30 protein-coding genes, 2 tRNA genes and 1 pseudogene are annotated in these 26,963 nt (G+C 68.6%); 11 read left to right on the forward strand and 22 right to left on the reverse strand.

Features of this window, described 5'->3' with window-relative positions; all coding sequences use genetic code 11:
- The first annotated feature begins 148 nt into the window (after window positions 1-148).
- A complete protein-coding gene (gene rpmB / locus L0C25_RS01065) occupies window positions 149-334 on the forward strand; it encodes a 50S ribosomal protein L28 (RefSeq protein WP_271634521.1) in 186 nt (61 codons plus the stop codon).
- A gap of 22 nt (window positions 335-356) precedes the next feature.
- On the opposite strand, the gene L0C25_RS01070 is transcribed toward rpmB, so the two are convergent.
- Entirely contained in the window at window positions 357-1,316 is a 960-nt protein-coding gene (locus tag L0C25_RS01070; protein ID WP_271634522.1) for a thiamine-phosphate kinase, read from the reverse strand.
- 76 nt (window positions 1,317-1,392) lie between these two features.
- Here L0C25_RS01070 and L0C25_RS01075 point away from each other — a divergent pair, with 76 nt between their 5' ends.
- Window positions 1,393-1,629 (forward strand): Lrp/AsnC ligand binding domain-containing protein, encoded by a 237-nt coding sequence (locus tag L0C25_RS01075; RefSeq protein ID WP_271634523.1) that lies wholly within the window; start codon window positions 1,393-1,395, stop codon window positions 1,627-1,629.
- Between the two features lie 237 nt (window positions 1,630-1,866).
- Here the strand turns inward: L0C25_RS01075 and L0C25_RS01080 are convergent, their stop codons facing one another.
- The gene (locus tag L0C25_RS01080) at window positions 1,867-2,988 is read right to left on the reverse strand and encodes a D-alanine--D-alanine ligase family protein (protein ID WP_271634524.1); all 1,122 of its coding nucleotides are present in this window, start codon (window positions 2,986-2,988) and stop codon (window positions 1,867-1,869) included.
- Window positions 2,989-3,043: 55 nt separating this feature from the next.
- Between L0C25_RS01080 and L0C25_RS01085 the strand changes: the two genes are divergently transcribed.
- Window positions 3,044-4,111 carry a trans-sulfuration enzyme family protein gene (locus L0C25_RS01085; protein WP_271634525.1) on the forward strand — a complete coding sequence of 356 codons (1,068 nt, stop codon included), beginning with the start codon at window positions 3,044-3,046 and terminating at the stop codon, window positions 4,109-4,111.
- A 33-nt stretch (window positions 4,112-4,144) separates the two neighbouring features.
- Here L0C25_RS01085 and L0C25_RS01090 read toward each other — a convergent pair whose 3' ends face one another.
- From L0C25_RS01090 to L0C25_RS01105, 4 genes are read right to left on the reverse strand one after another with little or no spacing between them, the layout of a single operon-like run.
- Window positions 4,145-4,546, reverse strand: a complete 402-nt coding sequence (locus L0C25_RS01090; protein WP_271634526.1) for a TA system VapC family ribonuclease toxin — start codon at window positions 4,544-4,546, stop codon at window positions 4,145-4,147.
- The gene (locus L0C25_RS01095; protein ID WP_271634527.1) at window positions 4,543-4,773 is read right to left on the reverse strand and encodes a hypothetical protein; all 231 of its coding nucleotides are present in this window, start codon (window positions 4,771-4,773) and stop codon (window positions 4,543-4,545) included. Before L0C25_RS01095 ends, L0C25_RS01090 begins: the two co-directional genes overlap by 4 nt.
- Window positions 4,774-4,805: 32 nt before the next feature.
- On the reverse strand, window positions 4,806-5,819 hold the full coding sequence (locus tag L0C25_RS01100; protein WP_271634528.1) for an NAD(P)H-dependent glycerol-3-phosphate dehydrogenase: 1,014 nt from the start codon (window positions 5,817-5,819) through the stop codon (window positions 4,806-4,808).
- The gene (locus tag L0C25_RS01105; RefSeq protein WP_271634529.1) at window positions 5,819-6,565 is read right to left on the reverse strand and encodes a lysophospholipid acyltransferase family protein; all 747 of its coding nucleotides are present in this window, start codon (window positions 6,563-6,565) and stop codon (window positions 5,819-5,821) included. The genes L0C25_RS01100 and L0C25_RS01105 overlap by 1 nt, the downstream gene beginning before the upstream one ends.
- 116 nt (window positions 6,566-6,681) lie before the next feature.
- Here L0C25_RS01105 and cofC point away from each other — a divergent pair, with 116 nt between their 5' ends.
- Entirely contained in the window at window positions 6,682-7,359 is a 678-nt protein-coding gene (cofC, locus tag L0C25_RS01110; protein ID WP_271634530.1) for a 2-phospho-L-lactate guanylyltransferase, read from the forward strand.
- Window positions 7,360-7,367: 8 nt separating this feature from the next.
- On the opposite strand, the gene L0C25_RS01115 is transcribed toward cofC, so the two are convergent.
- From L0C25_RS01115 to leuC, 3 genes are all read right to left on the reverse strand, one after another.
- Window positions 7,368-7,976, reverse strand: coding sequence for an HU family DNA-binding protein (locus tag L0C25_RS01115; protein ID WP_271634531.1), 609 nt, complete (start codon window positions 7,974-7,976; stop codon window positions 7,368-7,370).
- 215 nt (window positions 7,977-8,191) lie between these two features.
- Window positions 8,192-8,800, reverse strand: coding sequence for a 3-isopropylmalate dehydratase small subunit (gene leuD, locus L0C25_RS01120; RefSeq protein WP_271634532.1), 609 nt, complete (start codon window positions 8,798-8,800; stop codon window positions 8,192-8,194).
- 20 nt (window positions 8,801-8,820) lie between these two features.
- A complete protein-coding gene (gene leuC, locus L0C25_RS01125; RefSeq protein WP_271634533.1) occupies window positions 8,821-10,242 on the reverse strand; it encodes a 3-isopropylmalate dehydratase large subunit in 1,422 nt (473 codons plus the stop codon).
- A gap of 83 nt (window positions 10,243-10,325) precedes the next feature.
- On the opposite strand from leuC, the gene L0C25_RS01130 reads away from it, so the two are divergent.
- Window positions 10,326-11,045: an IclR family transcriptional regulator gene (locus tag L0C25_RS01130; protein WP_271634534.1), complete on the forward strand. Its 720-nt coding sequence runs from the start codon at window positions 10,326-10,328 to the stop codon at window positions 11,043-11,045.
- 5 nt (window positions 11,046-11,050) lie between these two features.
- On the opposite strand, the gene L0C25_RS01135 is transcribed toward L0C25_RS01130, so the two are convergent.
- Both L0C25_RS01135 and L0C25_RS01140 read right to left on the reverse strand, forming a co-directional pair.
- Window positions 11,051-11,986, reverse strand: coding sequence for an ornithine cyclodeaminase family protein (locus L0C25_RS01135; RefSeq protein WP_271634535.1), 936 nt, complete (start codon window positions 11,984-11,986; stop codon window positions 11,051-11,053).
- The gene (locus L0C25_RS01140; RefSeq protein WP_271634536.1) at window positions 11,983-12,978 is read right to left on the reverse strand and encodes a proline racemase family protein; all 996 of its coding nucleotides are present in this window, start codon (window positions 12,976-12,978) and stop codon (window positions 11,983-11,985) included. Before L0C25_RS01140 ends, L0C25_RS01135 begins: the two co-directional genes overlap by 4 nt.
- A 521-nt stretch (window positions 12,979-13,499) precedes the next feature.
- Here L0C25_RS01140 and L0C25_RS01145 point away from each other — a divergent pair.
- Entirely contained in the window at window positions 13,500-14,903 is a 1,404-nt protein-coding gene (locus L0C25_RS01145; RefSeq protein ID WP_271634537.1) for an HNH endonuclease signature motif containing protein, read from the forward strand.
- Between the two features lie 43 nt (window positions 14,904-14,946).
- On the opposite strand, the gene L0C25_RS01150 is transcribed toward L0C25_RS01145, so the two are convergent.
- From L0C25_RS01150 to L0C25_RS01165, 4 genes are all read right to left on the reverse strand, one after another.
- Window positions 14,947-15,423, reverse strand: a complete 477-nt coding sequence (locus L0C25_RS01150) for a methylated-DNA--[protein]-cysteine S-methyltransferase (RefSeq protein WP_271634538.1) — start codon at window positions 15,421-15,423, stop codon at window positions 14,947-14,949.
- On the reverse strand, window positions 15,420-16,889 hold the full coding sequence (locus tag L0C25_RS01155) for a DNA-3-methyladenine glycosylase 2 family protein (protein ID WP_271634539.1): 1,470 nt from the start codon (window positions 16,887-16,889) through the stop codon (window positions 15,420-15,422). The genes L0C25_RS01150 and L0C25_RS01155 overlap by 4 nt, the downstream gene beginning before the upstream one ends.
- Before the next feature lie 77 nt (window positions 16,890-16,966).
- Window positions 16,967-17,587 (reverse strand): response regulator transcription factor, encoded by a 621-nt coding sequence (locus tag L0C25_RS01160; RefSeq protein WP_271634540.1) that lies wholly within the window; start codon window positions 17,585-17,587, stop codon window positions 16,967-16,969.
- Window positions 17,584-18,744: a sensor histidine kinase gene (locus tag L0C25_RS01165; protein ID WP_271634541.1), complete on the reverse strand. Its 1,161-nt coding sequence runs from the start codon at window positions 18,742-18,744 to the stop codon at window positions 17,584-17,586. The genes L0C25_RS01160 and L0C25_RS01165 overlap by 4 nt, the downstream gene beginning before the upstream one ends.
- Window positions 18,745-18,901: 157 nt before the next feature.
- Here L0C25_RS01165 and L0C25_RS01170 point away from each other — a divergent pair, with 157 nt between their 5' ends.
- Window positions 18,902-19,960, forward strand: a complete 1,059-nt coding sequence (locus L0C25_RS01170; protein WP_271634542.1) for an ABC transporter permease — start codon at window positions 18,902-18,904, stop codon at window positions 19,958-19,960.
- A gap of 14 nt (window positions 19,961-19,974) precedes the next feature.
- Window positions 19,975-20,679, forward strand: coding sequence for an ABC transporter ATP-binding protein (locus L0C25_RS01175; RefSeq protein WP_271634543.1), 705 nt, complete (start codon window positions 19,975-19,977; stop codon window positions 20,677-20,679).
- A gap of 15 nt (window positions 20,680-20,694) precedes the next feature.
- Here the strand turns inward: L0C25_RS01175 and L0C25_RS01180 are convergent.
- The 3 genes from L0C25_RS01180 to L0C25_RS01190 all read right to left on the reverse strand — a co-directional run bounded on the left by L0C25_RS01180 (window position 20,695) and on the right by L0C25_RS01190 (window position 21,844).
- A tRNA-Glu gene (locus L0C25_RS01180) sits at window positions 20,695-20,770 on the reverse strand.
- A gap of 47 nt (window positions 20,771-20,817) precedes the next feature.
- Window positions 20,818-20,889 (reverse strand) — tRNA-Gln (locus L0C25_RS01185).
- A gap of 82 nt (window positions 20,890-20,971) precedes the next feature.
- Window positions 20,972-21,844: a VanW family protein gene (locus L0C25_RS01190; protein WP_271634544.1), complete on the reverse strand. Its 873-nt coding sequence runs from the start codon at window positions 21,842-21,844 to the stop codon at window positions 20,972-20,974.
- A 115-nt stretch (window positions 21,845-21,959) separates the two neighbouring features.
- Between L0C25_RS01190 and L0C25_RS01195 the strand changes: the two genes are divergently transcribed.
- Window positions 21,960-22,907, forward strand: a complete 948-nt coding sequence (locus L0C25_RS01195) for an NADP-dependent oxidoreductase (protein WP_271634545.1) — start codon at window positions 21,960-21,962, stop codon at window positions 22,905-22,907.
- A 3-nt stretch (window positions 22,908-22,910) separates the two neighbouring features.
- Here L0C25_RS01195 and gltX read toward each other — a convergent pair whose 3' ends face one another.
- Genes gltX through L0C25_RS01210 form a run of 3 tightly spaced genes read right to left on the reverse strand, consistent with a single transcriptional unit; the run spans window position 22,911 to window position 25,579 of the window.
- On the reverse strand, window positions 22,911-24,392 hold the full coding sequence (gene gltX / locus L0C25_RS01200; RefSeq protein ID WP_271634546.1) for a glutamate--tRNA ligase: 1,482 nt from the start codon (window positions 24,390-24,392) through the stop codon (window positions 22,911-22,913).
- On the reverse strand, window positions 24,385-25,164 hold the full coding sequence (locus L0C25_RS01205; protein WP_271634547.1) for a fumarylacetoacetate hydrolase family protein: 780 nt from the start codon (window positions 25,162-25,164) through the stop codon (window positions 24,385-24,387). Before L0C25_RS01205 ends, gltX begins: the two co-directional genes overlap by 8 nt.
- 55 nt (window positions 25,165-25,219) lie before the next feature.
- Window positions 25,220-25,579: a MarR family winged helix-turn-helix transcriptional regulator gene (locus L0C25_RS01210; protein ID WP_271634548.1), complete on the reverse strand. Its 360-nt coding sequence runs from the start codon at window positions 25,577-25,579 to the stop codon at window positions 25,220-25,222.
- Here L0C25_RS01210 and L0C25_RS01215 point away from each other — a divergent pair.
- Window positions 25,488-25,865, forward strand: a complete 378-nt coding sequence (locus tag L0C25_RS01215; protein ID WP_271634549.1) for an NAD(P)H-dependent oxidoreductase — start codon at window positions 25,488-25,490, stop codon at window positions 25,863-25,865. The genes L0C25_RS01210 and L0C25_RS01215 overlap by 92 nt on opposite strands.
- Window positions 25,866-26,083: 218 nt before the next feature.
- On the opposite strand, the gene L0C25_RS01220 is transcribed toward L0C25_RS01215, so the two are convergent.
- Window positions 26,084-26,626: a CGNR zinc finger domain-containing protein gene (locus L0C25_RS01220; RefSeq protein WP_271634550.1), complete on the reverse strand. Its 543-nt coding sequence runs from the start codon at window positions 26,624-26,626 to the stop codon at window positions 26,084-26,086.
- Window positions 26,627-26,697: 71 nt separating this feature from the next.
- Here L0C25_RS01220 and L0C25_RS24065 point away from each other — a divergent pair.
- Window positions 26,698-26,955 (forward strand): annotated as a pseudogene (locus L0C25_RS24065) (EamA/RhaT family transporter); the annotation flags it as partial.
- Window positions 26,956-26,963 lie beyond the last annotated feature (8 nt).

Raw genomic sequence — 26,963 nt, forward strand, 5'->3', positions numbered from 1 at the left:
CACGAACACTAGCCACCCCGGCCGACGAGGTGCCGATTGGCGTGCCGTTGGGGGTATCGGATATCCTGTTCCGGTTGCTCGCATGATCACCTGTTCGGTGCCCGCTGAGCGACGTCCGAGTCTGTTTCGATCAACCTGGGAGTGTGCGGTGGCTGCGGTCTGCGACATCTGTGCCAAGGGACCTGGCTTCGGCAACAACGTGTCCCACTCGCATCGGCGTACGCGCCGTCGGTTCAACCCCAACATCCAGCGGGTGCGGGCGACCGTCAACGGCACGCCGAAGCGCCTCAACGTGTGCACCTCCTGCCTGAAGGCCGGCAAGGTCACCCGCTGACCCCAGCGGCGCGCACTACCACCTACCGGAAGTGCTCATGGCCGGCGGCGGCCTCGTACTCCTCGCCGTCGACGGTGACCCCCGACCCCTCGCGTACCTCCCCGATGGCTGTCCAGCCCTCGGGGAGTTCGGCGTCTGCGGGGAAGGTGGCGGCCAGGGGGTGGTCGTCTCCCCCGGTCAACATGAACGACCGTGGGTCGACCCCGATGGCCGCGCCCACCGATACGAGCGGCTCGGCCACCTCGAAGGCCTCGGAGGCGATGTCGATCGCGACACCGCTGCTCTCCGCCACGTGTCCCAGGTCGGCGATCAGCCCGTCGCTCACGTCGATCATGCTCGTTGCGCCGGCCGTGGCGGCCTGCGGTCCAGCGTCGTAGGGCGGCTCCGGACGCCGGTGTGCCTCGACGACCACGCGCGGCGAGCGGAATCCCCGCCCGAGTACCGCGAGCCCGGCCGCGGCCCAGCCGATACGGCCGCGAAGCCCGACGACCTCGCCGGGCGAAGCACCGTTGCGGCGTACGACCTGCTCGCCGGCACGCCCGATCACCGTGATGCACACCATCACCTCGTCGGCCGCGGTCACGTCACCACCGACGATGTGGGCTCCGACGAGGGCTGCCTCGTCGGCGATCCCCTGCGACAGTTCGACCGCCCACTGCGACTCGAGGTCGCCCGGTGCCGCGAAGCCGATCGTCAGGGCGGTGGCGACACCGCCCATCGCCGCGATGTCGGCGAGGTTCGCCGCCGCGGCCCGGCGCCCGACGTCGTACGCGCTCGACCAGTCGAACCGGAAGTGCCGGCCGGAGACCAGGGTGTCCGTCGAGATCAGGATCGACCCGCCCGGCGTCGCAACCTGCGCCGCGTCGTCTCCTGGGCCGATCAGCACCTGCGGTGCGTCGGACCGGCCAGCCGTCACGGCGGCGATCAGTCCGAACTCGCCGAGGTCAGAGATGGTCGTCGCCGCTCCCGATGCAGAAGTCATGCGAGTATCTTGTCCCACCAACCACCGAACCGTCCGGTAGGGTGACGGGGCCAGTCGACGAGCGGAGGATCATCCCATGGTGGTGCAGGCGTACATCCTGATCCAGACCGAGGTCGGTCGCGCAGCGGATGTCGCTGCCGCTATCGCCGGCGTCAAGGGGGTCACCCTTGCCGAAGACGTCACCGGGCCCTACGACGTCATCGTGCGCGCGGAAGCGACCAACGTCGACGAGCTCGGCGCACTCGTCGTCGAGAACGTCCAGAATGTCGACGGGATCACGCGTACGCTCACCTGTCCCGTGGTACACATCTGACGGGCATCAGTTGACTCGTCCGCGCGACAAGCCCACCGCGTCGGCTCGGGTTTCACACTTAGCACGGTGGAGTGTCACTCAGCACGGGGTGTGCCCCGTGCAAAGTGACGGTTTGCCATGCCCGCCGAAAGGCCGCTGCCGCGTCGTCGCCGCGTCTCTTTACCAGCCGAAGCGCACCGCAAACCCGGCAGCGAACCCGAGCCGAAGCGGCCGGATGCCGCCCCCACAAACCGACGATCAGCGCAACCCGGTGTCGCGTGCCATCGCGAGGGCGATCAACCGCTCCACGAGCGCCGCGTAGTCGAGTCCGGATGCTGCCCACAGCTGGGGGAACATCGAGGTCGGTGTGAAGCCGGGCATCGTGTTGAGCTCGTTGATGACCAGCCGGCCGTCGGGCAGCCAGAAGAAGTCCACCCGGCTCAGGCCCTCGCAGCCGAGCGCCTCGAACGCCCGCACGGCGTGGCCCCGAATGCGTTGGGCGATGTCGTCGGGTACGTCGGCCGGGATGCGCAGCGTGGTGGACCCGTCGAGGTACTTCGCCTCGAAGTCGTAGAACGCGTGCCCCTGGTCAGCGGCGACGACGAGCTCGCCGGCCACGCTCGCCCGCGCCTGCCCGGTGAGATCCTCGAGGACCCCGCACTCGATCTCGCGGGCGCCCTCGGCGCCGGCCTCGACTATGACCTTCGGGTCGTACTCCTGCGCGAGTGCGACGGCGTCGGAGAGCGCCGCGGGCTCGCGGACGAGCGAGCCCCCGAAACTGGAGCCGGCACGAGCGGGCTTCACGAACACCGGATAGTGCAGCGACGCGATCGACTCGCGTACGGCATCCGGGTCGTCCTTCCACTCCCGCGGGCGGATCACGACGTACGGCAGTTGCGGCAGCCCCTCGGCGGCGAACACCAGCTTCATGTACTGCTTGTCCATGCCGACCGCGCTGGCGAGCACTCCGGCGCCGACATAGCGGGTGCCCGCGATCTCGAGCAGTCCCTGCAGGGTGCCGTCCTCGCCCCACGGACCGTGCAGGAGCGGGAACACGACGTCGACCGAACCGATCGATGCCGGAGCCGACGCCGACTCGCGTACGACGACCTCGTTGCGGCGCGGATCGTTGCTGATCGCGATGTCCGGGCCGTCCTCGGTGAGCTCGGGCAGCCCGCCCTGCTCGAGAACCTTCGGCTCGCCCGGCTGGAGCACCCAGCGGCCCTCGCGGGTGATGCCGATGGGCACCACGTCGTAGCGGTCGGTGTCGATCGCACGCATCACCTCGCGCGCGGTCAGGCACGAGACACCGTGCTCGCTGGACTTGCCCCCGAAGACGACGGCGACACGTGGGCGGCGGGAGGTCGATTCGCTACTCATCCCGCCCGAGACTACCGCCCGTCCGTACACAGACGGCGCACGACACAATGTCGCCATGGATCATCCGCTCGCACCCGAGACTGTCGCCGTCACGGCCGGCCGGCCGCCGCTCGAACCCGACGCGCCGCTCAACGCACCGCTCACACCGGCCAGTACGTACGTCGCCGGCGGGTCGATGGAGTACGGCCGCTACGGCAACCCGACCTGGGAGGCGTTCGAGGAGGTGCTCGGCCGGCTCGAGGCCGGCCGCGCGCTCACGTTCGCGAGCGGCCTCGCCGCGGTCAGCGCGATCGTCGACCTGATCGCTCCGGGCGAGAAGATCGTCGTACCGCGACACGCGTACCTCGGCGTGCTGACCATCATGGCCGAACGCGAGCAACGCGGGCTGCTGAACGTCGCCAGGGTCGACGTGGAGGACACCGAGCAGGTCGTCGCCGCGTGCGACGACGCTGCGATCGTCTGGCTCGAGTCGCCGACCAACCCGATGCTCGAGGTCGCCGACATCGAGACGATCGCTGCCGCGGGGCACGAAGCGGGCGCGCGGGTCGTGGTCGACAACACGTTCGCCACGCCGCTCGTCCAGCGCCCGCTCGAGCTGGGCGCCGACATCGTGCTCCACTCGGCCACGAAGTACCTCGCCGGACACAGCGACGCGGTCCTCGGTGCCGTCGTCAGCCGCGACGACGACGTGCACACCGCACTGGACGAGCGACGCCGCACCCTGGGCTCCGTTCCCGGCGTGCTCGAGTCGTGGCTGGCCGCGCGCGGCGTACGCACGCTGCATCTGCGTCTCGAGCGCTCCCAGGCCAATGCGGCCGAGCTCGCACACCGCCTCGAAGCGCACGACGCGACCGAGAAGGTGCGCTACCCCGGTTTCGGTTCGATGATCGCGATCGAGGTACGCGGCGGCGCGGCGGCCGCGGACCTGCTGACACGGTCGACCTCGCTGTGGGTACACGCCACGAGCCTCGGCGGGGTCGAGTCGACCTGGGAGCGGCGGCGCCGTTGGGCGTCCGAGCCCGAGACGGTGCCGGAGAACCTCATCCGGATGTCGGTCGGTGTCGAGAACGTCGACGACCTGTGGCGGGACCTCGAGGCAGCACTGGGTGGCCTGTCCGGCTGAGGTCTGCCCCACGCGCCCTCGCGTGGCGCGCGGTCACGCCTCCGGAACGAGAAGTGCGCCGGTCGGTGCCTTTGCCGCGAGCGCCCGATCCAGTGTGGCGAGGGTGGCGCCCTTCTCCAGTGCCAGACTGAGCAGATACGCGTCCGTCACCTCACGATGCCCTCGAGCCTCGTCGAGGTGTGCGTCCGCGTACGACATCTCGTCTGCCCAGAACGCGCATCCCGCCCGTGCATGAACTCCGCGGATCACCTGCTGAGCCGCCGATGATCGTTCGCCGATACGTACGAGAAAGCGAACCAGCGCTCCTTCGACGATTGGGCAGACGGCAAAGCTGTCGACGCCGGCAGCCCATGCCGACGACCGCGCATGATGCTCATGTTCGGCGACGGTCAATGCAATCAACACGTTCGCGTCGAGTAGGTAGGTTGCCGTCACTCGTCGTCCAGGGCAGCTGCGACGTCATCGGTCGTCACCTTGCGCCCGACGCTGACGACCGGGAACCCCGAGCGCTCATCGGTCGAGATCACCACCGGCTCGTCGAGCTGACCGAGCCCTCGGGCAGCCAGATCAGCAAGCGTCGCGGACAGTGACTGCCCTCTCGACCGCGCCAGATCCTGTGCACGACGGTGCACAGCAGGAGGAAGGTCGACAGTGGTACGCATACCTGCATCATACGTGCATCACAGCCGATGCACTACGCCCACTCCGACTTCGGCTCGCGGGTGATCAGCGACCGCAGCATCTGCTCGGGCGTCAGCTCGCCACGGATGAGCGCCGCTACATGGTTCACGATCGGCATGTCGACGCCATGTGCCGCGGCGAGCTCGGCGATCGACTCGCAGGACTTGACGCCCTCGGCGACCTGACGGGTGGAGGCGACGACCTCGTCGACACTCATCCCCTTGCCGAGCTTCTCGCCGAACGTGCGGTTGCGCGACAACGGGGAACTACAGCTCGCGACCAGGTCGCCCAGGCCCGCCAAACCGGACAGCGTCTTGGGGTCGGCGCCCATCGCGGTGGCAAGCCGACCCGTCTCCGCGAGCCCACGCGTGATCACTGTGGCCTTCGCATTGTCACGGAAGCCAAGGCCGGTGGCCATCCCGACTGCGAGCGCGATTACATTCTTCGTCGTACCACCGAGTTCGCAGCCGACGACATCGGTGTTGGTGTACGGCCGGAAGGCCGGGCTGTGGCAGCGCGCCTGTACGCGTTCGGCGACGCTGGAGTCGGCGCATGCGACGACGCTCGCGGCCGGCTCGCGGTGCGCGATCTCGTGCGAGAGGTTCGGGCCGGTGATGACGGCGATGCGTTCGGGCCCCGCGCCGGTGAGCTCCGCGATCACCTCGCTCATGCGCAGGTGGGTGCCGAGCTCGACCCCCTTCATCAGGCTGACGATCACCGCATCGGGCGAGATCAGATGGGCCCACTCCTCGAGGTTCTCGCGCAGTCGCTGCGACGGCACGGCGAGCACCACGAGGTCTGCACCGTCGAGCACAACGGCCGGGTCGTGGCTCGCCATGATGCCTTCGGGCATGACGATGCCGGGGAGGTACTCGGTGTTCTCCCGCTTGTCGTTGATGGCGTCGCAGACCTCCTGCCGGCGTCCCCAGAGGTGTACGTCGTTGCCGGCGTCGGACAGCACGAGCGAGAACGCGGTGCCCCACGAGCCGGCTCCGAGCACGGCGACCATCGGGCGACTCGCGGGCATCAGGACTCCCTCTGTTCTGGATCTTGGCGATCGTCACGCTTGTGCGCGGCCGGGTCGTACGGGTCGGCGGGCGGCGTCGCCTCGCGGATCTCGCCGAGCAGCCTGCTGATCTCGCGCATCAGTCGGTCGGTCGCCTCTCGTACGGTCGCGGCGGTGACCGGCTGGGCGCGGAGGTCGTCGAGCGCGAGCGGCGCACCCATCGTGATCCGGATCGTCTTCCGCGGGATCAGATGGGGACGTTTCGTGTACGGATAGAGCACCTCGTGCGAGCCCCACTGCGCGACGGGTACGAGTGGGCAGCCGGTCTCGAGTGCGACGCGGGCCGCACCGCTCTTGCCGCGCATCGGCCACAGGTCGGGGTCGCGGCTGATGGTGCCCTCCGGATAGAAGATCACGCATCCGCCCTCGGACACGGCGTCCTCCGACGCGGCGAACGCCTCGGCGGCCGACCTCGTATTACGAAGCACCGGGATCTGGCCGCTCACCCGCATGATCCAGCCGAGCACAGGCACGTCGAACAAGGCCTGCTTGGCCAGGAAGCGCGGCGAGACATCGAGGTCGTAGAGGAAGTGCGAGATCATCAGCGGGTCGATGTGCGCGATGTGGTTGACCGCGAAGATGAAGCCCCCGTCGGGAAGGTTCTCCCCGCCCTTCCAGCGGCGCCGGACGATCACCGTCAGAATCGGCCGCAGGAAGAGGCCGATGACCCGAATCGAACGCCACCTGCGCCGTACGTCACGTGCCACCGAAGCTCCTTCGTCCATGTCCAGCGTCAGTCATAGAGACTAGGCCATCGTTACGGCTCGCTCGGCAGATGCCGCCGCCGCCCGGCCGCTTGCGGGCGTACGGCACAATCGAACGAGTGACAGTCGAACCGTACGCCGCTTGGTCGGTGATCGTCCCGGCGAAGGCCGCCGATCGCGCCAAGACCCGGCTCGCACCCGCGTATGGCGGTCTGCGGCCCGCGATGGCGCGCGCGTTCGCACTCGACACCATTCGGGCCGCGGGTGACTGCGACCGCGTGGCGCTCGTCATCGTGGTCAGCGACGACGACGTGCTTGCCGACAAGGTGCGGGATCGGCACGCAGTCCGGTTGGTCGCCGATCCAGGCCTCGACCTGAACGCCGCGATCCGCGCCGGCGCAGACGTCGCACCGCCCGGAGACCGCGTCGCGGTCATACCGGCAGACCTTCCCGCGCTCACCGGCCCCACCCTGGCGACCGCCCTCTCCCTCGCCGAGCCGTACGAACGGGCCGTCGTCGCCGATGGCGAGGGCGTCGGCACCACCTTGCTCAGCGCGCGTACGCCCGCGCGGCTGCGACCGGCGTTCGGCCAAGGGTCGCTCGGCGTGCACAAGGCCGGCGGCGCGGTCGTTATCGACCTGCGTACCGACTCCGCACTGCGCCGCGACGTCGACGTGCCACGGCACCTGACCGAGGCGGCGATGCTCGGCGTGGGCCCATCGACTCGTCGAGTCCTCGAACGCCTGCGCAGACGCGAAGAGACCGAGCCCGTGACGGACTCGGCCTCCTCGAGGTGACGGCTTCGTCAGCGCTTGCGGGCTGTCGCCTTCTTCGCTGCCGACTTCTTCGCCGCTGACTTCTTCGCGGGCGCCTTCTTGGCAGTGGTCTTCTTCGCGGTGCTCTTCTTCGCTGCGGTCTTCTTGGCGGGCGACGCCTTCTTCGTCGTCGCCTTCTTGGCGGGCGCCTTCTTCGCGGCCGTCTTCTTCGCAGGCGACGCCTTCTTGGTCGTCGTCTTCTTCGCGGTGCTCTTCTTCGCAGCCGACTTCTTCGCGGGCGACGCCTTCTTCGTCGCAGCCTTCTTCGCGGGCGCCTTCTTGGCCGCGGTCTTCTTTGCCACCGTCAGCCTCGGGAGCTTCTTTGCGCCGGAGACGACGGACTTCAACTCGGCGCCGGCACGGAACTTGGGCACTGCGGTCTTCTTTGCACGTACCCGCTCACCCGTGGCCGGGTTTCGGACCATCCGCGCCGGTCGTACGACCTTCTCGAATGCACCGAAACCGGTGATGGCAACCTTTTCCCCTTTGCTGACCTCGCGGGTGATCGTGTCGATCACCGCGTCGAGCGCCTTGCCCGCTTGCTTCTTGTTGCCCTCGAAGTGGGCCGCGAGCGCTTCAATGAACTGACTCTTGTTCACTGTCTTCCCTTCCCGTGAACTCGGCCGAGCGCGCGCCCGACTCACAAGTGACCGTAGGCAAAACATCGCGGCGAGACAATCACCGCACGGCGTTTCGCCATGGTGTGTTGCGATCTGAGTTAACCATCAAGATCGCCGATGCGCGCGTCGAATCCGAGTCTGGAAGAGATTCGCGTTGCTCAGATTCCATGAATAGTTGGAATCTGAGCATTCGATCAAACTCCGGAAGTTGTCACGGGCTTGTGCGTAGGCCGATTTGCCTCGTACGCGGCAACTTCGTCGTCATGCGACAAAGTGATCGCAATATCGTCGAGCCCCTCGAGCAACCGCCAGCGCGTGTAGTCGTCGATGTCGAAGGAGTCTTCGAGCCGATCGGGACCGTCTCCGACCTTGATCGTGCGCTCGACGAGATCGACAGAGACCTCCGTACCGGGGGCATCCTGAAGCCGTCGCCAGATGCCCTGCACGGTCTTGTCGTCGACCTGCGCGGCGAGCAGTCCGGACTTGCCGGCGTTGCCACGGAAGATGTCTCCGAAGCGCGGCGAGATGACGACGCGGAACCCGTAGTTCTGCAATGCCCACACGGCATGCTCTCGCGAGGAGCCTGTGCCGAAGTCGGGTCCGGCGACGAGCACCGTGCCGCTCGCGTACGCCGGATCGTTCAGCACGAACTCGGGATCCTTGCGCCACGCGGAGAAGAGGCCGTCCTCGAAACCCGATCGCGTGACCCGCTTGAGGTACACGGCGGGGATGATCTGGTCGGTGTCGACGTTGCTCCGCCGCAGCGGAACGCCGACGCCCGTGTGCGTCGCGAACTTGTCCATGTCAGGTTCTCCTGTGAGGTTCAGCTGTTGCTGAGTTGATCGGCGCGAAGGTCTGCGGGCGACGCGAGGTGGCCGAGAACCGCCGTGGCCACTGCGACCTGCGGAGACACGAGGTGCGTACGCCCGCCCTTCCCCTGCCTACCTTCGAAGTTGCGGTTCGACGTCGACGCGCTGCGCTCGCCGGGCGCGAGCTGGTCGGGGTTCATACCGAGACACATGGAGCATCCGGCACCGCGCCACTCCGCACCGGCGCTCTTGAAGACGAGGTCGAGGCCCTCGTCCTCGGCCTGCAGGCGTACCCGTGCCGAGCCGGGCACGACGAGCATCCGGGTGTCCGGATCCACCTTGTGTCCCTCGATGATCTTCGCGGCGGTACGCAGATCCTCCATTCGGCCGTTGGTGCACGACCCGACGAACACGGTGTCGATCTTGATGTCGCGCAGCGGCGTACCCGGGTCGAGGGCCATGTACTCGAGGGCTCGCTCCGCAGCGACGCGCTCGTTCGCGTCCTCGAACTCCTCGGGCGACGGAACAGTCGCGCCGAGCGGCCTTCCCTGGCCGGGGTTCGTACCCCAGGTGACGAAAGGCGTGAGTGCCGATGCGTCGATCGTTACCTCGCGGTCGAACTCGGCGTCGGGATCCGTTGCGAGGCCGCGCCAGTACGCAACCGCGTCGTCCCACTGGTCGCCCTTCGGCGCGTGCGCGCGATCCTTCAGGTACGCGAACGTCTTCTCGTCGGGGGCGATCATGCCCGCCTTGGCGCCCCACTCGATCGACATGTTGCAGATCGTCATGCGGGCTTCCATCGACAGGTCGCGGATCACGTCGCCGCGGTACTCGACGATGTAGCCCTGTCCGCCGCCCGTCGTCTCCTGAGCGATCAGGGCCAGCACGAGGTCCTTCGCCGACACACCGTCGTGCAGCGCACCCTCGACGTTGACGGCCATCGTCTTGGGCCGCGCCTGCGGGAGGGTCTGCGTCGCGAGTACGTGCTCGACCTCGCTCGTACCGATGCCGAAGGCAAGTGCGCCGAACGCGCCGTGCGTTGACGTGTGGGAGTCACCGCACACGACGGTCGTCCCCGGCTGGGTCAGACCGAGCTGCGGGCCGATGATGTGCACGATGCCTTGGTCGATGTCGCCGAGTGGCGCGATGCGTACACCGAACTCCTCGCAGTTGCGACGAAGGGTCTCGACCTGCGTACGCGAGACGGGGTCGGCGATCGGCTTGTCGACGTCGATCGTGGGGATGTTGTGGTCCTCGGTGGCGATCGTGAGGTCCGTACGCCGCACCGGGCGCCCCGCGAGGCGCAGGCCGTCGAAGGCCTGCGGGCTCGTCACCTCGTGTACGAGGTGGAGGTCGATGAAGAGCAGGTCGGGTTCGCCGGCGGCGCTCCGCACGACGTGCTCGTCCCAGACCTTCTCTGCGAGGGTTCTGCCCATCGGTTTGCTCCTTGCCAGAGGTGTGATGCCCGACTCCACGCGTCACACTTGCATTCCATATTGCGAGACGGCAGTATCGAGGCATGGACAACTCTAGCGGAGTCGGCGTTCTTGATAAAGCCGCACTCGTGCTTACCGCACTCGAGTCTGGTCCCGCAACGCTCGCGGGCCTGGTGAGCACGACCGGCCTTGCTCGACCGACCGCGCACCGCCTCGCCGTCGCACTCGAGCACCACCGGCTGGTAGCCAGAGACATGCAGGGGCGCTTCATCCTCGGGCCGCGGCTGTCCGAGCTGTCCGCCGCAGCCGGCGAAGACCGCCTACTCGCTGCAGCGGGCCCGGTGCTCGCCCGGCTGCGCGACATCACCGGCGAGTCCGCACAGCTGTTTCGCCGACAAGGCGACGTACGCGTGTGCGTCGCGGCGGCGGAGCGACCGACCGGCCTGCGCGACACCGTGCCCGTCGGTAGCCAGCTCACCATGTCGGCGGGTTCGGCGGCGCAGATCCTCCTTGCCTGGGAGGATCCCGAGCGCATGAACCGCGGCCTGCAGAACTCCGCGTTCTCGGCCGCCGCGCTCGCGGGCGTACGCCGCCGTGGCTGGTCCCAGAGCGTCGGTGAGCGCGAGGCGGGAATCGGCTCGGTGTCCGCGTCCGTCAGATCGCCCTCCGGCAAGGTGATTGCGGCCGTGTCCGTCTCCGGACCGCTCGAGCGACTGTCGCGCCAACCCGGCCGCATCCACGCCCCCGCGGTCGTCGCGGCCGCCGAACGGCTCACCCAGTCGCTGCGTCGCAGCGGCGACTGAGGCGATCAGGCCGAGCGCAGCCGCTCGTACGCGACAGACGCGACGGCGAGGTCCTGCCAGGACATCCCGGTGCCCTTGAACACCGCGGGTCTGCCGCTCGTACGCGTCGACGTGCCGTTGACGAGGTCACGGAGAGGCACGGTGTCGTCGATGTCGAGCGCGCCGTCCGCGGCGGCAAGTACGACGTCGCCTGCCTCCCGAAGCGCGGTGTCGTGATCCTCGACGACGACCGTGCTGCGCCCCATCAGTCCGGAGTCGAGCTCTCGGTGGTCGGGCGTGTGCGCCCCGATCGCAAGCACACACGCGTTCTCGCGTACGAGAGCGCCGTCGAAGAGCGGTGTCTCGGCGGTGGTGGCGCAGACGATGACATCGGCCTCACGCACGCCGTCGACCGTACCGACCGAGGCATCGAATCCCTTGCCGACAAGGCGTTCGGCAAGGGCGGCAGCTTTGGTTGCGTCGCGTCCCACGATGTTCACCTCACCGAGTTCGCGGATCGACCCCAACGCGTCGACGTGCCCGCCGCCCTGTGGCCCGGTGCCGAACACGACGAGTCGATCGAGGCGCTCGGGCGTGAGGTGGCGCGCCGCCGCGGCCGAGACCGCCGGCGTACGCAACGTGGTGAGTGCAGACCCGTCGAGAAGCGCGACGGGCGACAGAGTCGCGGCGTCGAAGAGCACGTAGACGGCTTGGATCCGAGGCAAACCGCGCGCGGGGTTGTCGGGAGCGACGGTCGCGAGCTTCACCCCGGCATAGGCTCCGCCCGCCGACGGCATCAACAGCAGTTGTCCGGCATCGATCTCCACGAACGAGCGCGCCGGGTCGTCGGCGGGGTCGACGCTTCCGCGCAAGGCCTCCTCGATGGCGTCGACGGCGGCGGCGTACGGCACGGCGCCCATCACGTCGTCCGCAGTGTAGATCGGCAGGTCGCTGAACGTCATCTGAGTACGAATCCTGTCTGTAGCGGGTCGTCGGCGTCGAGTACGAACAGGTGCTCGCCCGTACGGTACGCGGCGCCCGTCACCTCCGGCACAACCGTGTCCGCGCGCGTACCCGGCAGAGCCCTCGCGGTGAATCGGGTGTCGACGATCGAGTCGTGGGTCAGCGTCTCGCCCGCACCGAGCGTGCCGTCGTCGGCAAGAAGCGCGACGCGGGCGCCTGTGCCCGATCCGCATGGCGACCGGTCGACCTCACCGTCGGCGAAGATCGTTACGTTGCGCTGATGCGGACCCTGCTGAGTTCGGCCGAGATCGTCGTACACGATCGTGCCGTAGATGCCGGACAGGCGATCGTCGGTCGGATGCCTGGCATGAGGCGAGTGGGCGAGCAGCGCCTTCACCTCGCGTCCCAACGCGATCAGCTCGCTGTACCGGTCAGGATCGACCGCCAACCCTGCGGGCCCGGCTGCGACCGACGCATAGATCGCGCCGCCGTAGCTCACGTCGACGTCGACAGGCCCGCGTGACGTCTCGAGTCGGACACCACGGGCAATCACGTACGACTCGACGTTTCGGAACGTCACGCTGCCGGTACGTCCTGCCGTTCGATGCACCGTACCCACGACCCGGCCGGACGGGACATCGACCGTCACCTCGATGTCGCCATCTGTCGCACCCTGCACCAGACCGGACTCAACCGCCCACGTGGCAAGGGCGATCGTGCCATGGCCGCACGCCGTCGAGTAGCCATCCTGGTGCCAGAACACCACGCCCAGGTCGGCGCCCGCATCGTCGGGCTCAACCACGAATCCGCCGTACATGTCCGCGTGCCCGCGAGGCTCCCGGACAAGGAGCTCGCGCACGCGCTCCGCCTCGTGACCGGTCTGCGCGTGGACGCGCTTGTCCGCGACCGTGCTGCCCTCCAACGCGGGCGCTTCGACCACGATCCGGAACGGTTCCCCGGCGGTGTGGTAGTCGACCGTTCTCACCTGCATGCCGCGATCGTACGTGGAAGGCTTGGTTGGTCGGTCCGATGTGCCGGTTCGCCTTCATCGGCTTCCGTGCGCTGGGGTACCGGCTTCGTCGCTTTCGTACGCTGGGCTACTGGCCTTCACCGTTCTCCGTGCGCTGGGCTACTGGCCTTCACTGTTCTCGGTGCGCTGGACTACTGGCCTTCACCGTTCTCCGTGCGCTGGGCTACTGGCCTTCACTGTTCCCCGTGCGCTGGGGTGCGGACCGCACGGCGGCGACGAGATCCGTGTCCGGGTGGCTCGGGTTGCTGGTCGGCTTTCCCCAGCTTTTCGCTTCTACCTTCGTCGTTGCCGTGTGCTTCGGTGTCGGCTCCGGCCCGTGGCGAGGAAGGAATCTGCGTTTGGGTCGCTATCCGCACCCAAACGCAGATTCTCTTCGCACGGTCCATCCGGCCTAGAACTTTCTCGAACTTTTCTTGAAATCCCTTGTGGATAGGGCCCCTGAGCACCCGATCCTGTCGGTGGCGGGTGGCAGAATATGTTCTATGAGGGCGGCCACACTCACCGACGACGTCGGGTCCGGCGACGGGCTCGATGTTGCGCTGGATGCGCGGCGTCGGATCGCGCAGACCGAGGCTGCCCAGTACGACGCCCTCCTCGGCTACCTCGCCGACACCGCAGGTACGCCCCTCGCACGGGCCGGTGGTGTCAACGAGTGGACGCGTTACGGCGGGTCGGGCACCCCGAGCGTGTCGGAGTACGCCGCGTGTGAGGTCGGGCCTGCACTCGGGCTGTCCGCGTCCGGCGGTCGGGACCTGATCGCCGACGCATTGGATCTCACCTACCGCCTCCCGCAACTGTTCGCCTGCCTGCACGAAGGTTCGGTGGATGCGTGGCGGATCCGGAAGGTCGCCCGCAAGACCCGACGATTCACCATCGCCCAAGCCGGCGACGCCGACCGTCGGCTCGCCGCGGCGAATGTGGACGGGACGCCGTTGATCGCGCGAGTCGGCATGGGGCGGGTCCAGCAGATCCTGGACCAGATCCGCATCGTCGAAGACCCCGACGACGCCGAAAACCAACGGACCGAGAACAGTGCTCGGCGGAGTGTGTCGATCTGGCCCGACGACGGACTCGCCCGCATCTCCGGGTCCCTGTCGCTGGACGACGGCGAGAGGCTGGACCAGCGTCTCGACCAGATCGTCGAATCGCTCCGGTTCCTCGGCGACAACCGCCCTCACGGCATCCTCCGCTCCGTCGCCCTCGGCATGCTCGACGAACCCGACAGCCTCGACGACCTCTACCACCAGGTCGCCGCCGCCCGTCGCGGTTCCGGCGGCGGCACCGATGCAGACGCCGACGATTCGTACGCCGACCAGTCGGCCGACGAGCCCGGTGACGGCGGGTCACCCGAACGGGCACGTCGGGCGCGCCGCTCCGGCTCGCGGCACACCGTTCTGTACGTCCATTTCGACCGGTGCTGGGGCACCTGGTCACTCGAAGACGTCGGCGCCATCACAAGATCCGAAGCGCTCGAGATCCTCGGCCACTCCCACATCACCGTCAAACCCGTCATCGACCTCGAGACCAGCATCTCGGCCACCGGCTACGTCGCACCACCACGGCTCAAAGAGCAGCTCGCCCTGATGAACGCCGGCACCTGCACGTTCCCGCACTGCAACCGACCAGCCCGCATCGGCGACTACGACCACATCATCAACCACCGAGAAGGCGGCACGACCGACACGAGAAACGGCCACCGACTATGTAGGTACCACCACCGCGCGAAAACCTTCACCGCCTGGACCGTGCAATCACCCGCACCCGGCATCTGGCTCTGGCAATCACCCGCCGGCCGCACGTACCTCGTCACCGGCGGGACAACCACCAAACTCCCCGGTCAAATCAGCCGAACCGCACAAGCCAAGCGAAAACACGACGCCGCGTAGGCTCCCCGCCACGACAGCACCACCGCGGCGGGGCACCGGCACGTCAAAACAGCACGTCGTCGCGACGCTGCGACTCCAGCTCCAACAGCAGGCGCTTGTTGTCCAGGCCGCCGCCGTATCCGGTGAGCGACCCGTTGGCGCCGATCACCCGATGGCAGGGAACGACAATAGAGATCGGGTTCGACCCGTTCGCGAGGCCGACCGCGCGTGAAGCAGACGGCGGCAGGCCGAGCCGGGTCGCGACCTCGCCGTAGCTCGTGGTCTCGCCGTACGGGATGTTCAGCAGCTCCTGCCACACGCGACGCTGGAAGTCGGTGCCGCTCGGCTCGATCGGAAGGTCGAACTCGTCCAGCTCACCGGCGAAGTACGCCACCAGCTGCCGCTGCGTCTCGCGCAGGATCGGCGAGTCCGACGACTCCTCGGGGTCCGTCACGAACCTGATCTCGGTCAGCTTGTGCCCGTCGGTGCGCAGCCGCAACGGGCCGACGGGCGATCGCATCACCAGCTGTGTCTCACTCATCTCGAAGCTCCATTCTCGCTCTCCTGCCGCCACAGGTGCAGCACCGCGTACGAACGCCACGGCGCCCACCGTTCGACCTGGCTCGCGTCGGCGCCGATCGAGCGCATCGCCTTGCGTACGACCAGGTCGGCGTCGAGAAACACATCCGGATCGGAGAGCGCGCGCATCGCGATGTACGCGGCCGTCCACGGTCCGATGCCCGGCACCGCGAGCAGCCGCTCGCGGGTCTCCTCGCGGTCGGCGCCGGGATCGAGTGCGAGTTGTCCGGATGCGACTGCGGCCGCGAGGCCGACCAGGGCCCGCCCGCGCTGGCGAGGTACGCCGAGATCGGCTGGGTCAGCGGCCGCGATCGTCGCCGCGGCGGGAAATGCACGGACAAGCCCGGTCGCGGCATCGGACTCGATCGCGTCGCCGAAGCGCTCGGCAAGCTTTGCCGCGGTCGTACGAGCGCCCGCGACCGATACCTGCTGCCCCAGGATCGCGCGGACGGCAACCTCGAAGCCGTCGACATGGCCCGGGACGCGGAGCCCCGGCGCCGAACGTACCAACGGCGCCAGCGATTCGTCGGCGCCGAGCACGTCATCGATCGCGAGCGCGTCGGCGTCGAGATCGAGCAGCTGCCGGCAACGCTGTACGGCCGCCGCAAGGTCGCGTAGATCGTGCATCGCCGGCGCCATCGTCACGCTGTCGTCGCGCACGCGCAGACTGACAACGGACGTACCGTGATGCAGACGGAGTACCCGTGCGTACGTGTCGCCGCGAACTGCCTCGACACCGGGAACCGCCCGTGCGGCAAGGAAGTCGAGCACCCGACGCGAGTCGAACGGCTGCCGCACCGGCAACCGCAACGACAACTGCCCGCCCCCGCTGAACGTGCGCCGACTGGCGCGCAGCTGGGACGGCGACGCCGCGTACACCTGGCGGATCGTGTCGTTGAACTGGCGTACCGACGCGAACCCGGCAGCGAAGGCGACGTCCGCGAACGTCATCGACGTCGTCTCGATCAGCGTGCGCGCTGTGGCCGCCCGCTGGCTACGTGCGAGAGCGAGCGGACCGGCACCGAGCTCAGCGGTCAGCATCCGGTTCAGGTGCCGGGTCGAATAGCCGAGCGTGTCCGCGAGCCCATCGACGCCGTCGCGCTCGACGACGCCGTCGCGGATGAGCCGCATGGCCCGGCCAGCGGCATCGGCGCGTACGTCCCACTCGGGCGAGCCCGGCGTCGTGTCGGGACGACATCGGCGGCACGCGCGATAGCCCGACTCGTGTGCGGAGGCCGCTGTGCGATGGAACGTGACGTTCGATGACTTCGGCGTGACGGCCGGGCACGACGGCCGACAGTAGATGCCGGTCGTACGCACCGCGACGAAGAAGACACCGTCGAACCGCGCGTCTCTCGACGCGGCCGCGCGATAGAGACGCGCATGCTCGTCGGGATCGAGCTCGGCGCCGGTCATGATCGTCGTCACGCGTCCATCATGCCCGCCACGTCCGACAGACCCTCGCGGGAATCGGACATTGACGGCACGGCACGGCGACGCCCGGTCTAACGGATCGCGCCGGTCTCCCGCGCCCGCGCGACTGCCGCAGTACGCGAGGCAACGCCGAGCTTGGTGAAGATGTGCACGAGATGGCTCTTCACCGTCGCCTCGCTCAGGAACAGCGCACGTCCGATGTCCCGGTTCGACTGCCCGTCCGCCACTCGGGAGAGAACCTCGGCCTCTCGGGCGGTGAGCCGGGTCGTCGGGTTCGCCATCTGGTTCATCAGCCGACTCGCGACCTCCGGTGCGAGCGCGCTCTTGCCTGCCGCGGCAGCGCGTACGCCGCCGACGAGATGCTGCGGATCGGCGTCCTTCAGCAGGTAGCCGCTCGCACCGGCCTCCACCGCGTCGAGGATGTCGGAGTCGGTGCCGTAGTTCGTCAGGATCAACACCCGCGACGGGTGATCGCCCGAACGGATCGACCGCGTCGCCTCGACCCCCTGCATGCCGGGACCGAACTGGAGGTCCATCAGCACCACGTCGGGCGCGAGCCGCGCAGCAGCGTCGACGGCATCGCGTCCGGTGCTCGCCTCCCCCACGACGTCGATGTCGTCCTCTGCCTCGAACATCGCCCGAAGACCCGCGCGTACGACCGGATGGTCATCGGCGATCAGCAGGCGGATCATGGCTGGCTCCCGAATGCCGCCGCGACGGCGACGCCCGACCCCGCCTGCGACTCGATCGAGAACGAGCCACCGAGTTCCTCGACGCGGGCGCGCATACCGGTGATGCCGAACGGACGTGCGCCGGCATCGGCCAGATCACCGGGGTCGAAACCATCCCCGTCGTCGACGACGTCGAGCGTGACGGCATCGCCCATGTAGGTGAGCGTGATCGCCGCCCGCGACGCGTTCGCGTGTCGGCGTACGTTCGTCAACGCCTCCTGGGCGACACGCAGCAGTGCGGTCTCGATCGGCATCGGGAGCTCGCCCGGCTCTCCGTCGACCGTCACGGTGACCTGCGGGGGCTCGCTACCAACGGCCAGACGCTCGAGCGCGTTCGCGAGCGTCTGGTTCTGCAGCGCCACTGGAGGGCGAGCCTCGATGAACCGACGGGTCTCGGCGAGGTTCGCCGCAGCCGTCTCTCGGGCGAGCCGGATGTGGTCCAGGGCCGCGTGGTCGGCGTCCGCTCGTTCGGCCGCATGCAGGAGCAACTGGATACTCGACAACCCTTGGGCGACCGTGTCGTGGATCTCTCGCGCGAGCCGGGAGCGCTCGGAGAGTACGCCCGCCTCGTGCTCGCGCCGGGCCAGTTCGTCGCGCGCCTCGACCAGCTCGTCGATCAGCACCTGGCGGTGCCTGACTTCACGCTGCAGAGTGCGGAACCCGCCGACGAACGCGACCGCCACCGCCGCGCCGACGATCGGCCCGATCACGGCGCCGACGTTGTAGCCGCGGTGCCACCCGTAGAGCACGACGACGACTGCCGTCGCCGCCGCGACCGACGGGAGCGCCCATCGCGCCGGCAGCGTATACAGGTAGAGGAAGAACATCGGGAACGCGAGGAACGCCGCCGTCGGGCTCAGCACGAACAGCGCCACCCACTCCGCGCTCAGCACGAGCAGGCCGGTCGCCACCGTCCAGAGCGGCGTGGACGCGTCGTACAGTGCGACGCCGGCGACGTACGTCGCGAGGATGACGATCGCCAGGGCGACGACGGCCGCCGCGTGATCGGACGGTCGAACGAGTGCGTCGATCGCGACGAAGATCGTCAGCCCGATGAACAGGACGTGGAGAGCGGTCCTGAGCGCGGCTGAGGCGCGCGCCAACGTCATCCGGTCCATGTCCTGCTCAGTCTAGTCCTGGCCGTCCGTTCACCCATGGATCGAAAGTTGGAGAAACGATGGATCGGACGACCCCCGACACCCTCCCTTCCGACGATGGCTCGCGCCTTCCCGAGCGCGAGCCTGGAGACACAGATCCAGACCAGAAGGAGGAACGGTGTTCATCGCGTGGCGCGATATTCGATTCGCCCGGGGGAGGTTCCTGCTCGTCTCCACGATCGTCGTCCTGATGACCGTGCTCGTGGGCTTCATCAGCGGCCTCACCCGCGGGCTGGCACAGGAGAACACGTCGGCCGTCGAGGCACTCGGAGCGGACCGGATCGTGTTCTCGGATGCGGGCGGCGACCCGTCGTACGCCGACTCGACGATCGGCGATCGGCAGGCCGAGCGCTGGGAGAAGACGTCGGGCGTCAGCGGCGTCGACCCGATCGGCATCTCGACGACCCAGTCGAGCGCAGGTGACCGACAGGAGACCGTTGCCGCATTCGGCATCAGGCCCCAGATGTCCGGGCCCGATGTGCCGACCGTTCCCGACAAGCCGGCGACGGTTGTCCTGTCCGAACCGGCCGCAGACGCCCTCGGCGTCGGAACCGGTGAGCGGGTGAAGATCGCCGGCGACTCGTACGAGGTCGCGTCGATCTCCGGTGAGGCCCGGTTCTCGCACCTACCCGTCGTCTGGGTGCCGATCTCCTCGTGGCGTTCGAACATCGCGGCCGCACCGGCGCACGCGACCGTACTCGCGGTGTCGACAGACGGGTCGGTCGGAGCCGACCCCGACGGCACGGTGTCGACGACGACCGAGGAGTCGTTCGCCGCCATCGGCTCGTACGCCTCTGAGAACGGGTCCCTGACGATGATGACGGCCATGCTGTATGCGATCTCGGCGCTCGTCGTCGGAGCGTTCTTCGTCGTGTGGACGCTGCAGCGTGTCGGCGACCTCGCGGTGCTCAAGGCCCTCGGCGCAACGACCTCGTCTCTCGTACGAGGAACGCTCGGGCAGGCTCTCATCGTCGTCGCCGTCGGTGTGAGCATCGGGATCGCCGTCGTGGCCGCGATGGGCGCCGTCATCTCCGGGTCGGTGCCCTTCGTACTCGACGTCTCGACGACCGTCGTGCCCGGCTTGATCCTCACCGTTCTCGGACTGATCGGTGCCGCGGCATCCGTCCGGATCGTGACCTCGTCCGACCCGTTGCAGGCCCTCAACCGGGCCGCCTGACAAAGGAGCGCATCATGACAATCGCGATCGACGACGCCACGGTCATCTACCCCGACGGCGACGGCACGCTCACCGCGCTCGACCGGGTCAGCCTCACCGCCGACGCCGGCACCGTCACGGCGATCACCGGCGCGAGCGGTTCCGGCAAGTCCACCCTGCTCGCTGTCGCGTCGACCCTGCTGACCCCGACCTCTGGAACGGTCACGATCGACGGCCGGGACGTCACCGGACTGAGCGCGCGCGAGCGTACCGCCGTCCGCCGCGACACCATCGGGATCGTGTTCCAGCAGCCGAGCCTGGTGCCGTCGCTCACCGCCCTCGACCAGCTGGTGGCGACCAACGAGCTCGGCGGGGCCAAACGACCGCGGCGCACGGTACGAGACGAGGCGGCCGCGTTGCTCGACTCCGTCGGGCTCGCCGGCCTGGAGCATCGGCGCCCCGCGCACCTGTCGGGTGGGCAGCGCCAGCGGGTCAACATCGCGCGAGCGCTGATGAACGACCCGTCGGTCCTCGTCGTCGACGAGCCGACGAGCGCGCTCGATCGGGAGCGGGGCATGCAGATCATCGAGCTTCTGGTCGGGCTGACCCGCGATCGCGGCACCGCTACCCTGCTCGTCACCCACGACGACCGGCAGCTCGATCTCACCGACCGAGTCGCTCACATCACCGACGGCGCCCTCACGTGGTCTCGAAACGACGAAGCCCTCACCGCGAGGTGAGGGCTTCGGTCGCCTTGGTAGCCCCGACCGGATTCGAACCGGCGCTACCGCCTTGAGAGGGCGGCGTGCTAGGCCGCTACACAACGGGGCCAAGAGCGAGCAGAACATTACCGGACGAATCCGAAATGTCCCAAATCGCTGGGGTACTAGGACTCGAACCTAGACTAACTGGACCAGAACCAGCCGGGCTGCCAATTACCCCATACCCCATGGGTTTTGCTCTGTACGAGCCGAGCGCTGACTTTACCGGATGGACGATTGCGCGCCCAAATTGGGGAGGTCGGCGGGACCGTCAAGCCGCCCGGGGGTCTCCGACGCGCCCGTCGAGCGGCGTGATGTCTTGAACGTCGACGCCCGTCGGCACGTACCTCACGAGCGCGCAGTTGCGACGAACGAGCTCCTCCCCGATCTGGACTCCGACGCGGCGGTCGATGACCGTGCGCCAGATCTCGTTGCGGCGGAAGTACTCGCCACCGAGCCGCAGGAACGTCTCGTCGCGGGCGAAGACGCTGTAGGAATGCTCCGGCGTGGCCGAGGCGCGCAGCTCACCCTCGAGGTAGCGCTCACCGACGCGTACCGACAGCGCGAACGTGATGTCGGTGTCGTTGCGGAAGCACAGGTCGACGTAGTTGTACACGATCGAGCACCCGGTGCCCCACGGAAGCACCCGGCCGTTGTCGGGGAACGGGTCGAAACTGTGCTCGGAGCGTTCGGTGACCGTCATCGGCGAGTGCAGGACCATCCAGTGGAGCAGGTTCGCGAGCTGGCAGATGCCGCCTCCGACACCGGACAACGCCTCGCCGTTCGACAGCCGCATGCCGTCGACGTACCCCTTGCGCCGCGTGCAGTTGCCGACGACGCGGTTGAAGGAAACGGTCTCGCCCGGCCGGATCAGCAGGCCGTCGAGCCTCGCAGACGCGAGCTCGAGGTTGCGCACCTTGCCGTCCTGTAGGTGCATCTCGTCATCGCTGAGCGTACGGCGCAGCAGCGACTTGTGCCGCTTGATCCGCACCGGTAGCCGCTCGGCCGTACGCGCGCTCGCCCACGTCGCGCTCGTCCGCATCCAGCGCAGTCGCCGGCGGATCCGATGCAGCTGTACCGCAGCGGGATACAGCGATGGATGGCGTTCGGTGAAGCGCTGCTCCCGCGCGATGAGTCCCTGCATGCGCCGGAGGTCCTCGAGGTCCCTCGTGTCCCTGATCACGACAAATGTGACGCACGACGCAACCAAACGGTTGCCGCGCGGAATCAGTCTCCCGGCGATCACGTTGTCCGAGGTCATGAGCACGCATGTAGTCGCCACCGACTTCGGTGGCCCCGAGGTCCTGAAGCTCGTCGAGTACGACCGACCCGCGCCCGGCGCCGGCGAGGTCTCTGTGCAGGTACGCGCGGCGGCGGTCAACCCGGCCGACCACAAGCAATACAGCGGCCGGTTCGGCAACGACCGGTCGGACCTGCCGATCGCGCTCGGCCGCGAGGCGGCGGGAGTGGTGACGGCGGTCGGTGCGGGCGCGACCGGCCCTCGCGGCCCCGTCTCCGTCGGCGACGAGGTCATCACCTACCGCGCCTTCGGGGCGTACGCCGACGAGTTCGTCGTACCCGCCGACGCGACCATCCCGAAGCCCGACGCGCTCGGTTGGGAGGAAGCGTCCGGGCTCCTGCTCGGCGGGGTCACGGCCGTCCATGCGATCAGCGTGGTCGATCCGGAGGACGGCGACACGGTGCTCATCCATTCGGGTGCGGGAAGCGTCGGCGCTGCGGCCGTGCAGCTCGCCACCGCCCGTGGCGCTCGGGTCATCGCGACCGCGAGCCAACGCAACCACGACTTCCTCCGCGAACTGCACGCCGAACCCGTCGCGTACGGCCCCGGACTCGCCGAGCGAGTACGCGAGCTCGCGCCCAGCGGCGTTGATGCGGCGATCGACCTCTACGGAGACGACGACGCCGTGGACGCCTCGCTTGCGCTCGTCGAGGACCGCAGCAGACTCGTCACGGTCGCCGCCTTCGGGCGCGCTCGGGCCGAAGGTTTCCCGGCGCTTGGCGGCGGGCCTGGTGCAGATCCAGGCACCGAGCTGCGCAAGGCGGCGCGGCTCGACCTCGCCGACCTCGCGGAGAGCGGCAAGCTCCAGGTCTTCGTCGACACCACCTACCCGCTGAGCGAGGTCAGGGCGGCACATGAGCGGTCGATCGCCGGCCACGTACGCGGCAAGATCGTGCTGCTGCCCTGAACGCTAGTCTGCGCGGGTGAGCGCAGCCCGGAGTCTGGCGAGTGCCTTCTCCCGACCCAACAGCTCGAGCGACTCGAACAGCGGCGGCGAGATCTTCTTGCCGGTGACCGCGACGCGTACCGGCGCGAACGCCTTGCGCGGCTTGAGGCCCATGCCGTCGATCAGGGCGCCACGGAGGGCGGCCTCGATCGATGCCGTGTTCCACGGCTCGAGGGCCGAGAGCGCCGCGATCGACGTACGTACGACCTCGAGGCCGTCGGCGGTGAACGCCTTCGCCGCCTCGTCGGGGTCGACGTCGAAGGCGTCGTCTGCGACGAACAGGAACCCGAGCATGTCGACGGCCTCGGACAGCACCGCCATCCGCTCTTGGACGAGCGGCGTCGCCGCGGTCAGCAGGTCATGCTGCTCGGGGGTCAGCTCGCCGCCGACGAGATCGGCGTCCCGCAGGTATGGAACGAGCCGATCCGCGAGATCGTCCGCACTGAGCTCGCGGATCTTCATGCCGTTGATCGCTTCGCACTTCTTCAGGTCGAACTGTGCGGGGTTCGGGTTGACCCGCTCGATCTCGAACGCCTCGGCCATCTCCTGCAGAGTGAACAGCTCGCGGTCGTTGCCGATCGACCACCCGAGCAGGGCGAGATAGTTCAGCAGGCCCTCGGGCAGGAACCCGCGCTCACGATACGTCTGCAGCCCGCCGCCGGGGTCGCGCTTGGACAGCTTGCGGTTCCCGGGGCCCATGACGAACGGCAGGTGACCGTAGTGCGGCACGACACCCTGGCTCACCCCGACCGCGATCAACGCCACGTGTAGCGGGATCTGACGGGGCGTGGAGCTCAGCAGGTCTTCGCCGCGGAGTACGTGGGTGATGCCCATCGTCGCGTCGTCGACCGGGTTCGTGAGCGTGTAGAGAGGCTGGCCGTTCGCGCGTACGAGCACGTAGTCGGACACGTGCTCGGGCTCGAACGTCATCTCGCCGCGGACGAGGTCGGTGAACGTGATCGGCACATCGGGCATCCGGAAGCGGATGACCGGCTTGCGCCCCTCCGCCTCGTACGCCGCGCGCTGCTCGTCGGTCAGGTCGCGGTGCAGCCCGTCGTACCCGCTCGAGCGGCCCTCGGCGCGCGCCTTCTCGCGGCGCTCCTCGAGCTCCTCGGGAGTGTCGTACGCGTAGTACGCATGACCCGACTCGACGAGCTTGCGCGCGACGTCGCCGTACAGGTCGAACCGTTCCGACTGGCGGTACGGTCCGTGGTCGCCGCCGACCTCGGGCCCCTCATCCCAGTCGAGGCCCAACCAGCGCAGCGAGTCGAGCAGTCCGGCGTAGGAGTCCTCGCTGTCGCGGGCCGCGTCGGTGTCCTCGATGCGGAACACGAACGTGCCGCCGGTGTGGCGCGCGTACGCCCAGTTGAACAACGCGGTGCGTACGTTGCCGACATGCAGGTTGCCGGTCGGCGAGGGACAGAAGCGGACGCGTACGTCAGTCACGGTCCACCACCGGGTTGGTCAGGGTGCCGATCCCCTCGATCGTGATGGTGACCTCGTCGCCGGCCTTCATCGGGCCGACGCCTTCGGGGGTGCCGGTCAGGAGCACGTCGCCGGGAAGCAGTGTCATGAACGACGAGACGTACGCGATCAGGTCGGGGACCTTGAAGATCATGTCGGACGTACGGCCGTCCTGGCGTACCTCGTCGCCGAGAACCGTCTCGATCGCGAGGTCGTCGATCTCGAGGTTGGTCTCGATCCAGGGCCCGAGCGGGCAGAACGAGTCGAAGCCCTTCGCCCGTGCCCACTGGTTGTCGGAGCGCTGTAGGTCGCGCGCCGTCACGTCGTTGGCGACCGTGTAGCCGTAGACGACCTTGTCGGCCGTCTCGGCGGGTACGTCGCGGCAGATGCGCCCGATGACGACGGCGAGCTCGCCCTCGTAGTGCAGCTCGGAGGTCTGGCTCGGGTAGAGGATCGGGTCACCAGGGCCGACGACGCTGGTGTTCGGCTTCAGGAAGACGAGCGGTTCCTCGGGGAGCTCGTGGTCGAGCTCGGCGGCGTGCGCGGCGTAGTTGCGCCCGATACCGATCACCTTGCTGCGTGGGAGCACCGGCGCCAGCAACCGGACGTCGTCGAGCGGGACCTTCTCTCCGGTGAGGTTGATGCCGGCGTACAGGGGGTCTCCGGAAACGACGGCGACGACTGGCGAGCCGTCCTCCTCGCCGATCAGGCCGAAACGCGGGTCTTCGTCGGTGGTGAATCTGGCAATGCGCACGCAGCGAGACTACCGGCGGCGCGGGTGCCGACCGGACACGGGTACGCCGCCGCAGTCAGCGGTCGGGGTGGAACTCGTTGACGACATCGCACGAGTCTGACGGCGGATCGTCGACCGCGCCGGCGGCCCGGCGCAGAAGCCCCCGCAACTGCTCGACCGACGCGTCATCGAGGCCCGCCAGGACCTCGCGCTCGACCTGCCGGATCCGGGCAGCGAGCTCGTCATGCGTCGAGCGGCCCTTCGCGGTCAGCTCGACCCTGCGCGCCCGGCGGTCGGCCGGGTCCGGCTTCCGCTCGACCAGCCCGGCGTCCTCCAGGTCATCGATGAGGTGCGGCACGACCGTACGATCGACGCCGATCTGCTCTGCCAACGCGGCCTGCGTTCCGCATGCGCCGGCGGTCGCTATCGACAGCACCTGGTATCCACGCGGGCCGGCGCCCGGTGGTGAGCCGATCGAGGAGCAGCAGGCAGCGGCGGCGACCGCCGAGACGATCGCGACCGAGTTCGAGCGGGCCGACGCGTACCTCCTCACCGCACCCTTCTACAACTTCGGCGTCTCCCAGCACGTCAAGACCTGGGCCGACGTACTCCTCACCGACCCCCGGTTCGCACTCGGCCAGGAGACCGCCGCCGGACGGCCCGCGTACCTCGTCACGGCACGGGGCGGCGGCTACGGCCCGGGAGCCCCGCGGCACGGGTGAGATCACGGCACCGACTGGCTGCGCCGGATCTTCGGTGACGTCCTCGGTCTCGATCTGGAGCTGATCGAGACCGAGCTGACTCTCGCACCCGTCACGCCCGGGATGGAAGACCTACGCGACCTTGCGGCAGCCAATCTGGAGAACGCACACCGTGCGGCACGCACGCACGGACACGGCCTCGCCGACCGTCTCCGCGTCGCCGCCTGAGTGCGTCGGCTTCAGCGCGCGCGCCGCGCCCGGTACGCCGCAACATGCTGGCGGTTGCCGCAGTTTCCGGTGTCGCAGTACCGCTTGGAGCGGTTGCGGGACAGGTCGACGAGCACGTCGTCGCAGTCGGGCGCGGCGCACCGCTGCAGCCGATCGAGATCGTCCGCCCGGATCAGGTCGACGAACGCCATCGCCGACTCCGCGGCGATGCGGTCCGCCAGCGGCGCCTCCGGGTCGGACAGGTGCAGATGCCAGTCCCACTCGTCGTGGCGGGCGAGGAAAGGTCGGGCGCCCGAGTCGGCGAGCAGCGCGTTGACGAGCACCACCACGTCGTCACGGGCATCGGCGTCCCACAGGGCGCGCAGCCGGTCGCGTACGTCTCGCACCGCGCGTAGCTCGGCCCCGTCGCCGTCGATCCGGCCGGTGTACGGGTGGTCGACGAGGAACCGGTCGAGGCCGGCACGATCCGCGAGCAGGTCTCCCTCGGGCTGCACGGTGTTCACGAGTGCCGATCCGGTCGCGAGGGCGACCCGCGTGTCATACGCAAACTGCATATTGACTCCTGACATGCCGAGCGACTACCGTCATGAGCAACATTCTAGTTTGCTCATGACAGGGGCGCGACATGCGGGGAACTGCGCGGCGCGGCGAGGCCGGCCTCGCACTGGCACTCACCTCGGGTGCGACCTTCGGCCTGTCCGGGTCGTTCGGCGATGCCCTGCTCGACGAGGGTTGGTCACCGCTGGGCGTCGTCCTGGCCCGGATCACCGGCGCGGCGATCCTGCTCGTCATCCCGTTGCTCGTGGTGATCGGGCGTGGTTGGCGTCCGCGGCCGGGCAACCTTCGCGCGACGACGATCTACGGTGTCGTCGCGGTCGCCGGTACACAGCT

Source organism: Solicola gregarius (assembly GCF_025790165.1).
Classification (GTDB): Bacteria; Actinomycetota; Actinomycetes; order Propionibacteriales; family Nocardioidaceae; genus Solicola; species Solicola gregarius.

Bases quoted from the DNA above. Each gene is read 5' to 3' on its own strand.
- L0C25_RS01070 (WP_271634522.1), bottom strand. From the start codon at position 1,316: ATGACTTCTGCATCGGGAGCGGCGACGACCATCTCTGACCTCGGCGAG.
- L0C25_RS01075 (WP_271634523.1), top strand. From the start codon at position 1,393: ATGGTGGTGCAGGCGTACATCCTGATCCAGACCGAGGTCGGTCGCGCA.
- L0C25_RS01080 (WP_271634524.1), bottom strand. From the start codon at position 2,988: ATGAGTAGCGAATCGACCTCCCGCCGCCCACGTGTCGCCGTCGTCTTC.
- L0C25_RS01085 (WP_271634525.1), top strand. From the start codon at position 3,044: ATGGATCATCCGCTCGCACCCGAGACTGTCGCCGTCACGGCCGGCCGG.
- L0C25_RS01095 (WP_271634527.1), bottom strand. From the start codon at position 4,773: ATGCGTACCACTGTCGACCTTCCTCCTGCTGTGCACCGTCGTGCACAG.
- L0C25_RS01100 (WP_271634528.1), bottom strand. From the start codon at position 5,819: ATGCCCGCGAGTCGCCCGATGGTCGCCGTGCTCGGAGCCGGCTCGTGG.
- leuD (WP_271634532.1), bottom strand. From the start codon at position 8,800: ATGGACAAGTTCGCGACGCACACGGGCGTCGGCGTTCCGCTGCGGCGG.
- leuC (WP_271634533.1), bottom strand. From the start codon at position 10,242: ATGGGCAGAACCCTCGCAGAGAAGGTCTGGGACGAGCACGTCGTGCGG.
- L0C25_RS01130 (WP_271634534.1), top strand. From the start codon at position 10,326: ATGGACAACTCTAGCGGAGTCGGCGTTCTTGATAAAGCCGCACTCGTG.
- L0C25_RS01135 (WP_271634535.1), bottom strand. From the start codon at position 11,986: ATGACGTTCAGCGACCTGCCGATCTACACTGCGGACGACGTGATGGGC.
- L0C25_RS01140 (WP_271634536.1), bottom strand. From the start codon at position 12,978: ATGCAGGTGAGAACGGTCGACTACCACACCGCCGGGGAACCGTTCCGG.
- L0C25_RS01145 (WP_271634537.1), top strand. From the start codon at position 13,500: ATGAGGGCGGCCACACTCACCGACGACGTCGGGTCCGGCGACGGGCTC.
- L0C25_RS01150 (WP_271634538.1), bottom strand. From the start codon at position 15,423: ATGAGTGAGACACAGCTGGTGATGCGATCGCCCGTCGGCCCGTTGCGG.
- L0C25_RS01160 (WP_271634540.1), bottom strand. From the start codon at position 17,587: ATGATCCGCCTGCTGATCGCCGATGACCATCCGGTCGTACGCGCGGGT.
- L0C25_RS01165 (WP_271634541.1), bottom strand. From the start codon at position 18,744: ATGGACCGGATGACGTTGGCGCGCGCCTCAGCCGCGCTCAGGACCGCT.
- L0C25_RS01175 (WP_271634543.1), top strand. From the start codon at position 19,975: ATGACAATCGCGATCGACGACGCCACGGTCATCTACCCCGACGGCGAC.
- L0C25_RS01190 (WP_271634544.1), bottom strand. From the start codon at position 21,844: ATGCAGGGACTCATCGCGCGGGAGCAGCGCTTCACCGAACGCCATCCA.
- L0C25_RS01195 (WP_271634545.1), top strand. From the start codon at position 21,960: ATGAGCACGCATGTAGTCGCCACCGACTTCGGTGGCCCCGAGGTCCTG.
- L0C25_RS01215 (WP_271634549.1), top strand. From the start codon at position 25,488: ATGAGGTGCGGCACGACCGTACGATCGACGCCGATCTGCTCTGCCAAC.
- L0C25_RS01220 (WP_271634550.1), bottom strand. From the start codon at position 26,626: ATGCAGTTTGCGTATGACACGCGGGTCGCCCTCGCGACCGGATCGGCA.